This window comes from uncultured Lamprocystis sp. (assembly GCF_903933125.1).
GTDB lineage: Bacteria > Pseudomonadota > Gammaproteobacteria > Chromatiales > Chromatiaceae > Thiodictyon.
Map to the genome: position 1 here is coordinate 1 of NZ_CAIZIZ010000291.1, position 10,702 is coordinate 10,702.

Sequence of the window (10,702 nt, forward strand, 5' to 3'; positions counted from 1 at the left end):
CCGCGCCCTCAGCGAGGCCGTCGAGCGGCTGATAAGTATATTAGCTAACACTAATAAACGAATCATTTCGTGTACGCTTTTTTGCGCTGCATACTGTGTATTTCCTATTCGGCAACCAAATTAAAAGTAGGAAACTTCAGTATCTCCAAGCACCGCTTTGAGACCCTTGCCGATGCGCTGCAACGCGACCCGGAAGAGATCGCGCGGATGGTCGGCAGGACCGAAGCCACCGAGGGCGAAATGAAGGTATTCTCGGAGGGGCTTGAACAGGCGATTTATAACTGGCGACAGCGGGCGGGCAGTTGACGCCGGTCTGGCTGTCGGTGGCCAGAATGATCCGTGGAGTGGCTTAGTGCCGGGCGTCGGTCTCATCGCCATAGGCGACGTCTCGCTTCACCAGGCTCATGCCGACCTCAAGGCGCGTCATCCGGTGTTTCAAGTCGCTGACGTCCTCGGCAATCGCCTAAACCAGTTTCGCGACCTTCAACAAAACGCCCACAACGATGGTTGTTTGCAGGACGCCCGCACCAATCACCCAGCGGGTCAGGTCGGCTTTCGTCTCGGCAATGTCGCGCTTCATTTCAAGCCGCAAGACTTCGATGGCGTGTTGCAGGTTGTTCTCGTGTTCGGCGACTTCGGCCTTGGTCGCCATTTGTCGATCAAGGATTTCGGCCAGTGCACGGGCTTGGGTCTCGGCTTGTTGGGGGCTGAATCCGCCGGCCTTGAGCGTGTCGGCATAGGCCAAGGTGTCAAGAATGAAGCTGGCCATGGGTGCGGGCTCCGGGTGAAGGGGGTTGGGCCATGTGGCGGCGGTCCGGGCACGGGTCGGAAGCGCGGTAACCGCTGCCGGGGGTGTCAGTCCGACCGTATCCATCCGCCGGGCGCCGTGTTGCACGGGTGCCGCTCTCCCTGGGTTTGAGTCAGCGGAAAGAGCCGCATCAGGGCGCACCATGGCACCAAGAATAGCATAGCCAGGCGGTCTAAGGCGTTGTTAAATAGCCGGGAAATCTGGCGACTTGACTCGACGGAACAAAGGCCCGCGTCCGCGGTGATCACGGGACACGGCACCGGCGTTTACAGGTTGCGCCGATTCACCCATCCTAAGCCCCCTTTTCAACCTGACATCCGCCCTTCATGCCTTCTCTGCACTGGACAGGAAAAGACGCCGCCGTGGTGGCCATCCGGGACGTACCCTACCGGCCCCTGGTGGCGGTACCGCGCCTGAGCTACGGCGAGCCCGAGACCGAGAACCTGCTGATCCAGGGCGACAACCTGGAAGCACTCAAGAGCTTGCTGCCGGTCTACGCCGGGCGGGTCAAGTGTGTGTTCATCGACCCGCCCTACAACACCCGCTCCGCCTTCGAGCACTACGACGACAACCGCGAACATTCCATCTGGTTGTCGATGATGTATCCGCGGCTGGAGTTGCTGCGCGAGCTGTTGAGCGAGGACGGTTCGGTTTGGGTGACGATCGACGATAATGAAGGGCATTATTTAAGAGTCGTAATGGATGAGGTGTTTGGCAGAGGCACTTTCATCGCAGACATATCCTGGAAGCGACGTGACGGTGCGCCGAATGATAGAAAGATTGGGTCAATCCATGACCATGTCCTGGTGTTTGCCAAGGATGCCGGTAATGCCTCAAAAAAAACGCGAGCGGAAGAGTCATTCAATCTGATGAAGCGGACGGAGAAGGCGGACTCTCAGTACAGGGCATACGAAGAGCCTTTCGGGTTCGATAAACGGGGACCTTTCCGAAAAGTTGACTCCACGGGAAACGCGAAAGGCGGCAGATATGTTGAGAGCCTTGTTTACCCCGTTGTCAATCCTTTTACTGGCGAGGAGGTGTTTCCGAGAAAAGGACGCTGCTGGGTTTACAGGAAAGAAGAAATGTTGCAAATGGTCGCCGATCAACGCTTTTTTTGGGGAAAGGATGGAAAAGCGGGCACTCCCATGCGCAAGCTCTTTAAGTCTGAGGCAAAAGCCGGCATGACCGCACCCTCAATTTGGGACGATGTGGGACTCAATCAGCACGCGGCGCGCGAGATCGGCCTTGATCATCATTCCGGCCACCCGTCGTTGGGGCAGCCCGTCGCGGCCGTGGGCCGCTCCTACCGTAGGGCCCACGGCCGCGACGCGGGCCGGCTTGGGTCTGGCCGGATTAATGATCAAGCGCGCGAGATCGAGATTCTGTTCGGCGAAAAAGCGTCGTTTGAGACTCCAAAACCGGAGGGATTGATTCAGCGCATTCTCGACATTGCTACGAACGAAAATGATTTGGTTCTAGACTCCTTCCTGGGGTCCGGCGCGACAACGGCCGTCGCCCACAAAATGGGCCGCCGCTGGATCGGCGTCGAGATGGGCGACCACGCCGAAACCCATTGCGCGGCCCGGCTGCGCAAGGTCATCGACGGCGAGCAGGGCGGTATCAGCACCGACGTGAACTGGCAAGGCGGCGGCGGTTTCCGCTATTGTCGACTGGGCGAGCCGGTCTTCGACGGACACGGCAGCATCAGGCCAGGCGTCGGTTTCGCCGACCTGGCGCGCTGGGTCTGGTATCGGGAGACCCGCCAACCCTTGGCCGAGGTGCCCGCGACACCGCTCCTGGGGGTCCACCAAGGCACCGCCTATTACCTGCTGTTCAACGGCATTTTGGGTGATCGCCGGCCCGCGGGCGGTAACGTCCTGACCGCGCGGTTGCTGGATGTCCTGGCGCCCCACGACGGCCCTCGCGTGGTGTTCGGCGAGGCCTGCCGCCTGCATGAATCCCGGCTGACCGCACTCAACCTGCGCTTTCGCCAACTCCCCTATCAGGCGAACGCATGATGGACCGTAAGCCCTACCAGAACGCCGCCCTGGACAGCCTGACCCGTTTCGCCCGACGGGCCGCGGAGATCGGCCCCCATCGGGCCTTTGCGGAGATCGCGCCCCACGAGCCGGCCTATCGGGACCAAGGCTTCGGCGCGACCCCTTATCTGTGCCTGCGCCTGCCGACCGGCGGCGGCAAGACCGTGCTGGCTGCCGACGCCATCCCGGTGCTGCGCCAGTGCGCCGGCCAGGATTATCCATTGACCTTGTGGCTGGTCCCCAGCAAGGCGATCCTGGACCAGACCGCCGCCACCCTGCGCGATCCACAACACCCGTACCGCGAACGACTCAATGCCCAATTCGGCATCGACCGGGTGCGGGTCCTGAGTCTGGAGGATGCGACCGGCATCCTGCCTCAGGAGGTGCGCCAAAAGGCCCTGATCGTGGTCAGCACCACCCAGGCGTTGCGGGTGGACAAGATGGACACCCGCAAGGTTTACGCCGGCCATGAGGGTTTGGACGCCACCTTCGAGCGCCTGACCGCCGTCCCGGACATGGACACGGACGAACAGGGCCGGGTGCTCGCATCCTTCGTGAACCTCTGCCGCGCCTGGCCCCCGCTGGTGATCGTAGACGAGGCGCACAACGCCCGCACGCCCCTGTCATTCGACACCCTGAAGCGCTTTGCACCGGCCTTCATCCTGGAACTGACCGCCACCCCCGCCACCGACTCCAAGAGCGGCAGCAATGTTCTGGTGCGGGTGTCCGCCCGCGAACTGCGCGACGCGACCATGATCAAGTTGCCGGTCGTGGTGACGGAGTACGGCGGCGACTGGACCGCCACGGTGGCCGGTGCGCGAGCGGGCCATGCTGGAGGATCTGGCTCGCCAGGACGGGCGCGGCATCCGCCCCATCGCTCTGTATCAGGCCGAGCGTAAGGACGGCACCGTGACACCGGAGGCGATCCGCACCCACCTGATCAAGCACGAGGGCATTGCCGAGGACGCGATTGCCATTGCCACCGGCACCGAACGGGGCATCGACGGGGTGGATCTGTTTCTGCCCGAGTGCAAGATCCGCCACATCATCACGGTGCAGGCACTCAAGGAGGGGTGGGATTGCGCTTGGGCCTATGTGCTCTGCTCGGTCGCCAATATCCGCTCGCCCAAGGACATCGAACAGCTACTCGGGCGAGTGCTGCGGATGCCCAACGCCCAGGCCAGCCGCTTCGACCCGCTCAACCGGGCCTATGCCCATGTGACCCATGGCGCCTTTCAGACGACCGCCAAGCAACTGCGCGATGCGCTGGTGACCCTGGGATTCGACCGGGAGCAGGCGCAGGAGGCGGTGCAAACGCCGTTTCATTTCGATGAGGACGACGACCTGTTGGCGGCGCGGCGCGGCACATCCGTGGTCCTGCCCGGCGCTCCGCCCAATCTGGACGGGCTACCGGGCAGCGACTTGGCCGGGATCGCCATCACGCGACAGAGCGCCCAGAGCACGACCTTGTGCATCCAGCCCGAGGCTTCGCCCGCGGCCATCGACCGCCTGTGCGAGCGCCTGCCGGCCAATCAACGCCAGCCCGTGCGTGATGCCTACCGGCAGGCCGTGGCCCTGCGTTGCCCGGCCGAGCGGGGCGAGACCTTGACCCTGCCGTTGCTTGCCTGGCGCCAGGGCGAATTGATCCTGGGCGAGGCGACCGCCGAGGAACTGCGCCACCACGGGCGCTTTTCAGCACGCGACTGCCCGCCCCATGACTGCGACTGGGGCCACCACGAGCGAGATCGACGCGGACGCGGCCGGACATCTGGGGATTTCCGACGCCAGGATTCGCCAGTTGCCCCAACGCGCCTTGGGCGAGCAATGGGATCGGGATTGGCTGGTCTACTGGCTGCGCAACATGGAGCGGCATCCGCGCAGTTTCCGGCTGCCGTGCCCATCCGCGCACGGGGACTGGTTCTATCCCGACTTCCTGGGGCGCCTGACGGACACGCGCCTGTTGGTGATGGAGTACAAGGGCGGCTATCTGGAGCCCTTCGACAGTCGCAAGCGACAAATGGGCCTGGCCTGGCAGCGGGCAATGAACGGACAAGAGGTGTTCCTGTGGATCGGCGATTCGGCCGAGACGTCGCGGGGGCGCAGCATCGCGCAACAGATACAGGAGGGGTTGCGCGGGGGCTGGGCTGCGCACACCATGCCATCCGGCCGCCGCGGGCCGGGGTCTGGTGGCTGACCATGGCTCGATATCGCCTTCGTCCGTAATTGTCGGCCATTTCGCGTTATGCTTGGCGCACTGACGCGCGCGGCGGGTTCCAGACGGTGGTGACCGCGCGCTCCTGGTCCTCGCATCCAACGGGAGTTAAGCCTTGGACATCGCCGAACTGCTTGCCTTCAGCGTCAAGAACAACGCCTCCGACCTGCATCTGTCGGCCGGCCTGCCGCCGATGATCCGGGTGGACGGGGATATGCGCCGGATCAATGTCGCGGCGCTGGAGCACCGGACCGTGCACTCGCTGGTGTACGACATCATGAACGATAAGCAGCGTAAGGATTACGAGGAGTTTCTGGAGACTGACTTTTCGTTCGAGATTCCCGGCGTGGCGCGTTTCCGCGTCAACGCCTTCAACCAGAAACGCGGGGCCGGGGCGGTGTTTCGTACCATCCCGTCCAAGGTCTTGAGCCTGGAGGATCTGAACGCCCCGAAGATTTTCAAGGATATCGTCAATGTCCCGCGCGGTCTGGTGCTGGTGACCGGGCCCACGGGTTCAGGTAAGTCGACCACCCTGGCGGCCATGGTAGACTACCTGAACGACAACGAGTATGCCCACATCCTGACGATCGAGGACCCGATCGAGTTCGTGCACACCAGCAAGAAGTGCCTGGTCAATCAGCGCGAGGTGCATAAGGATACCCTGGGTTTCAGCGAGGCGCTGCGCTCCGCCCTGCGTCAAGACCCTGATATCATCCTGGTGGGTGAGATGCGCGACCTGGAGACGATCCGGCTGGCGATGACCGCCGCCGAGACCGGTCATCTGGTCTTCGGCACCCTGCATACCACCTCCGCGGCCAAGACCATCGACCGGATCATCGACGTGTTCCCGGCGGCGGAGAAGGAGATGGTGCGCTCCATGCTCTCGGAGTCGCTCCGCTCGGTCATCGCCCAGACGCTGCTGAAGAAGATCGGCGGCGGGCGGATTGCCGCCCACGAGATCATGATCGGCACGCCGGCAATCCGCAATCTGATCCGCGAGGCCAAGGTCGCACAAATGTACTCGGCCATTCAAACCGGCCAGGCGCATGGGATGCAGACCCTGGATCAGAACCTGAAAGACATGATGCAAAAAGGCCTGATTACGCGTAAGGATGCCCGCAGCAAGGCGCAGAACAAGGACGATTTTATGTGATCGCGACCGTTGCGTGCGGAGGCCCCGATCACGATTCCCGCCACTTGGGCTCGCCGGGTGCGTCGTCAGGCCATCCTGGCCTGATACCGTCAGGGCTGGAAGCCCTGACGACGCACGCCGCCGGCAGGGATTACGATCAAGGCCCGTGCGGTCAGGATCCCGCAAGGTTGCCAACCCACGATTGAGGTATTTTGTCCATGGACCTGAGACAGACGCTGGAGCAATTGCTGGTCGCGCTGGTGGATAAGAAAGGCTCGGACCTGTTCATCACCGCGGGATGGCCGCCGAGCGTGAAGATCGACGGGGTGATTGCCCCTGTCGGCAAGCAGTCGTTGAGTGCCGAACAGGCCCGCGACATGGTGCATTCGCTGATGAATGAGCGTCAGCGCGCCGAGTTTCAGGCGACCAACGAGTGTCAGTTCGCGATCGATCGGCCCAAGCTCGGACGATTCCGCGTCAGCGCCCTGGTTCAGCGGGATGCCGCCGCTATGGTGCTGCGCCGGATCGAGACCAAGATCCCCACCATCGAGGAACTCAAGCTGCCCTCCGCGCTGCGTGATTTCGCCATGTACAAGCGCGGCCTGGTGATCCTGGTCGGCGGTACCGGGACGGGCAAGTCGACCTCGCTGGCCGCTTTGGTGGGCTATCGCAACCGCCATAGCACGGGTCATATCATCACGATCGAAGACCCGATCGAGTATGTGCACGATCATGACGGCTGCATCATCACCCAGCGTGAGGTGGGGGTTGACACCCAATCCTTCGATGTGGCGTTGAAGAATACGCTGCGACAGGCTCCCGACGTGATCCTCATCGGCGAGATTCGCACCCGCCAGACCATGGAATATGCCATGAACTTCTCCGAGACCGGACACCTGGTGCTGGCTACCTTGCATGCCAAAAACGCCAACCAGGCCTTGGATCGCATCATCAACTTCTTCCCGGAGGATGCGCGCAACCAGCTCCTTCTGGATCTGTCGCTGAATCTCAAGGCCGTGGTTGCCCAGCAGTTGATCGCGCGCAAATCGGGTCATGGACGGCGCGCCGTGGTGGAGATTCTCATCAATACGCCGCTGGCCGCCGACATCATTCGCAAGGGTGAGGTCTACAAGCTCAAGGAACTGATGAAGAAGTCGCCGGAGCAGGGGATGATCACCTTCGATCAGGCGTTGTTCGACCTTTACCAGGAGGGCGAGATCAGCTTCGAAGACGCCCTGCGCCTGGCCGACTCAGCCAATGAGGTCCGGCTCATGATCAAACTTCAGGGCGGCAGTGCGCAACGCGCGGCGATGGATCGTTCGATCGAGGGGATCAAGCTGGTCGATGACGACGATGATACTGGGATCATTCGGTTGTGATCGGCGCCGCAAGCAGCCGGATGATTGCGCCCGGGTGCCCAGTCGCGTCGGCGCCCCGGCCGCCGGCGTGGGCTTGATGCGCAATCGCCAAGCGCATGTCGATCCGCCGCGATACCTGCTATAACCTATCGGGCCAGTTGATCCCGCTGGCAATCACGCTGATAACGCTTCCGACGTTTCTGGCACTGATTGGCGAGAGCCGATACGGTATGCTGGCGATTGTATGGGTATTGCTCGGCTATATGGGGCTGTTCGATCTTGGCATGTCACGGGCGACCGCCCAGCGAGTCGCTCAGTTGGACCTGGCTTCACCGGCTGAACGGTCGACGGTCGTGTGGACGGCACTGATCGCCATCACCGCCATGGGGTTGGTCTGCGGGCTTTCGATGTGGACGGTCGGCCATCTCGTGTTGAGCAAGCCGACGCCGGTTGACGCCCTCCAGGTCGAGTTGTATGCCGCCCTCCCCTGGATCGCGCTCGCGCTTCCCATCACCATGAGCGCAAGCGCCCTGGTGGGCGCGCTACAAGGCAGAGAGCAGTTCCTCTCGCTCAATGTCGTTCAGGTCGTGGTGGCAAGCCTTGCCCTGGTGCTGCCGCTGGCGGTCGCGGTAGCCGGATATACCGGTTTGGGCTGGCTCATCCCGGCGACCCTGGCACCGCGTGTTCTCGGTATCCTGCTCCTCTTCGGTCTCTGCCGCCGCCATGTTCCGCTCACCCGACAACCGGCGTTCGATGCCGGGCTCTTGCGCTCGCTGCTGGGGTACGGCGGTTGGATCACCGTCACCGCGGTGGTGGGACCCTTGCTCGCCGTGGCTGATCGTCTGATCATCGGAAAAGTTCTTGGGGCGAGCGCGGTTACCTTTTACACCATCCCCCACGGTCTGGTCTCGCGCGGGGTGATGCTCGCAGGCAGCCTTTCCGCCGCGATCTTCCCGCGTTTCGCCGCCTGTACCCGGTCCGATCGCGACGACTTGATGAGCCGCGCGCTGGCGGCGCTTGCTGTCGTTATGACGCCCGTCGTTTTCATGGCGATCTGGTTCGTAGATCCGTTCTTTGGCTTCTGGTTGGGGCCGGACATTGCTTCCCGGTCGGCGCCGGTTGCGCAGGTGCTGCTGCTTGGTCTGTGGTTCAATTCGCTTGCGTACGTGCCCTACGCGCGCCTGCAAGGGGGAGGGGAATGCGCGTGCTGTTGCCGTGGTTCATCTGGCGGAACTGGTGCCTTATGCGCTTCTGCTCTGGGCTTTGCTGTGGGTTTGGGGTATCTTTGGGGCGGCCGTCGCTTGGACGGCGCGCGTGGCTGTCGATGCGCTATTGTTACTACTGCTCAGCGGCGCCACGTTCAGCGACTATTTGCGTTTGGTGGTACCGCTGAGCATGATCCTCATTTCAACCATCTTCGTATCCAGCTTAGCGCCGTCGTCGGCGATGCGATGGATGCTGTTTGCCGTTTCGTTCGGAGCAATGGCGTTATGGACGGGACGCCAGGCGCTAGGTGCGTTGCACTTGGTATTTCCATTTCTCCCGGGCTCCCCAAGCATTGAAAAAGCCCAAGCAAAGAACCTCAAGCGATGGTATCGGTCACACTGAACAAGGTCCGTGGTGAGTTCGCTCGGGCGGGGTTGCGTGGTGTTGTCACCGCCACGCTGGCGCGGCCCGGTCGCTGGGTCCGGGCCTACCGCGAGTTGGGCGCGCATCGCTCTTTCGACCATTCGGCAGCACTCGTCGCGTACACTCGCGCCTTGGCGTCAGGCTGGTTTGATCCCTTTCAACTCGATACTGAGATCTGCGCATTGCTGGATCGCGTGCGATTTCTTCAACCGAAAGTTGTATTGGAAATCGGGACAGCGAATGGCGGAACCTTGTTTATGTTTACGCGGGTGGCCGCCGAGGATGCCGTGCTCATTAGCATCGATCTGCCGGGCGGCGCCTTTGGTGGGGGCTATCCGCGTTGGCGAGCACCCCTCTACCGGCGATTCGCATTGCCGCGACAAAGCCTTTATTTGCTCCGCGGCGATTCCCATAGCCAGGCCATCATAAGTGCGCTTAAGCAGTTGCTGAACGGCCGATCTATCGACCTGCTCTTCATTGATGGCGATCACACCTATGCGGGAGTCAGGAGCGATCACGAGGTGCTTTCCCCCTTGGTTCGCCATGGTGGGTTGGTCGCTCTCCATGACATTCATCCCATCGCTGATGGTGTCACTGAGGTCCCAAGATACTGGTGTGAGCTGCGTCATGCAGTGGGTGGCGTCGAAGTGATTGCGGATGCCGATCAGCAAGGGTCTGGAATCGGTCTCTACGAGGTCGGGGCAAGGGTATGTTCGTCCCCCTAGAGCGCCGTCTGGCCAGCGTCTTCCGACACCTGCCGCAAGACTGGCAGCATAGGATCGAGCAGGCCTATGTCGGGCTGCTGTCATTCGGCGTTGAGGAGTTAAGTACGCCGCTCATGATGGATGATGAGATCGCCGCCAGTCGACACCTATCGGTCATTGTGCCGGTACACAATGCCGCGGATGAAACGCGGCGCTGCCTGTGTAGTCTGGAGTGCTTCGCCGGCGAGGCCGAAATCGTGGTGGTCGACGACGGGTCCACTGACTTGCGGGCAAGCGGCATCGTCACGCAATTTGCTGCGAGAAACAACTGGAAGAGTCGGCGCAACGCGCAAAGCAGTTTCCACAGCGGGGCGTGCATGTCGGGGGCCGCGCTGGCGACTCGACCCCTGCTGTGCCTCTTGAACTCGGATACCGTGGTGACCCAGCATTCCTGGTCGGCGTGCGTGCAAGCGCTGCTTCACTATCCCGACGTGATGGCGGTGGGACCCATGACCTGCGATGGCTGGATGATTCAGACCGATATCCGGGCGCGGCGGTGTCGCTTCAGCTGGAGTGACGAGCAGATATTCTGGTATGCCGAGCATTTGTATCTGCGCAATGCCGCGCGAAGGCCGCGATCCATCAGTCGGCCTTGATCATCGGTTGGTCCAAAACGGGTTGTTTCGGTAGGAGATCAAGCACCCTGAAGGAGTGGCAGGAGCGCCGGGTAGGCGTACCCTTGGAAGTGCAAACTGACCGAGGGAAATGCCGTTGTCCGATGCCCCTGCCTGCGTTGACTCTAGTGCAGATCGACGCCCCA

The 10,702-nt window shown here is 62.1% G+C and carries 10 protein-coding genes; 9 read left to right on the forward strand and 1 reads right to left on the reverse strand.

Annotated elements, in window-relative coordinates:
• Positions 1-69: 69 nt before the first annotated feature.
• On the forward strand, positions 70-306 hold the full coding sequence (locus QZY03_RS14065; RefSeq protein WP_295582038.1) for a hypothetical protein: 237 nt from the start codon (positions 70-72) through the stop codon (positions 304-306).
• Between the two features lie 157 nt (positions 307-463).
• Here the strand turns inward: QZY03_RS14065 and QZY03_RS14070 are convergent, their stop codons facing one another.
• Entirely contained in the window at positions 464-769 is a 306-nt protein-coding gene (locus QZY03_RS14070) for a hypothetical protein (protein WP_295582040.1), read from the reverse strand.
• Between the two features lie 365 nt (positions 770-1,134).
• Between QZY03_RS14070 and QZY03_RS14075 the strand changes: the two genes are divergently transcribed.
• From QZY03_RS14075 to QZY03_RS14110, 8 genes are all read left to right on the forward strand, one after another.
• Complete coding sequence (locus QZY03_RS14075) at positions 1,135-2,826, forward strand: site-specific DNA-methyltransferase (RefSeq protein ID WP_295582042.1); 1,692 nt, start codon at positions 1,135-1,137, stop codon at positions 2,824-2,826.
• Positions 2,823-3,746, forward strand: a complete 924-nt coding sequence (locus tag QZY03_RS14080; protein ID WP_295582044.1) for a DEAD/DEAH box helicase family protein — start codon at positions 2,823-2,825, stop codon at positions 3,744-3,746. The genes QZY03_RS14075 and QZY03_RS14080 overlap by 4 nt, the downstream gene beginning before the upstream one ends.
• Positions 3,676-5,070, forward strand: coding sequence for a hypothetical protein (locus QZY03_RS14085; protein WP_295582046.1), 1,395 nt, complete (start codon positions 3,676-3,678; stop codon positions 5,068-5,070). The genes QZY03_RS14080 and QZY03_RS14085 overlap by 71 nt, the downstream gene beginning before the upstream one ends.
• Before the next feature lie 104 nt (positions 5,071-5,174).
• Positions 5,175-6,212, forward strand: coding sequence for a type IV pilus twitching motility protein PilT (locus QZY03_RS14090; RefSeq protein WP_295582048.1), 1,038 nt, complete (start codon positions 5,175-5,177; stop codon positions 6,210-6,212).
• Between the two features lie 197 nt (positions 6,213-6,409).
• Positions 6,410-7,570, forward strand: a complete 1,161-nt coding sequence (locus QZY03_RS14095) for a PilT/PilU family type 4a pilus ATPase (protein WP_295582050.1) — start codon at positions 6,410-6,412, stop codon at positions 7,568-7,570.
• 95 nt (positions 7,571-7,665) lie between these two features.
• Positions 7,666-9,111, forward strand: coding sequence for a flippase (locus QZY03_RS14100; protein ID WP_295582052.1), 1,446 nt, complete (start codon positions 7,666-7,668; stop codon positions 9,109-9,111).
• Between the two features lie 27 nt (positions 9,112-9,138).
• A complete protein-coding gene (locus QZY03_RS32105) occupies positions 9,139-9,903 on the forward strand; it encodes a class I SAM-dependent methyltransferase (RefSeq protein WP_363169252.1) in 765 nt (254 codons plus the stop codon).
• The gene (locus tag QZY03_RS14110; protein WP_295582056.1) at positions 9,888-10,538 is read left to right on the forward strand and encodes a glycosyltransferase; all 651 of its coding nucleotides are present in this window, start codon (positions 9,888-9,890) and stop codon (positions 10,536-10,538) included. The genes QZY03_RS32105 and QZY03_RS14110 overlap by 16 nt, the downstream gene beginning before the upstream one ends.
• The last annotated feature ends 164 nt before the right edge of the window (positions 10,539-10,702 follow it).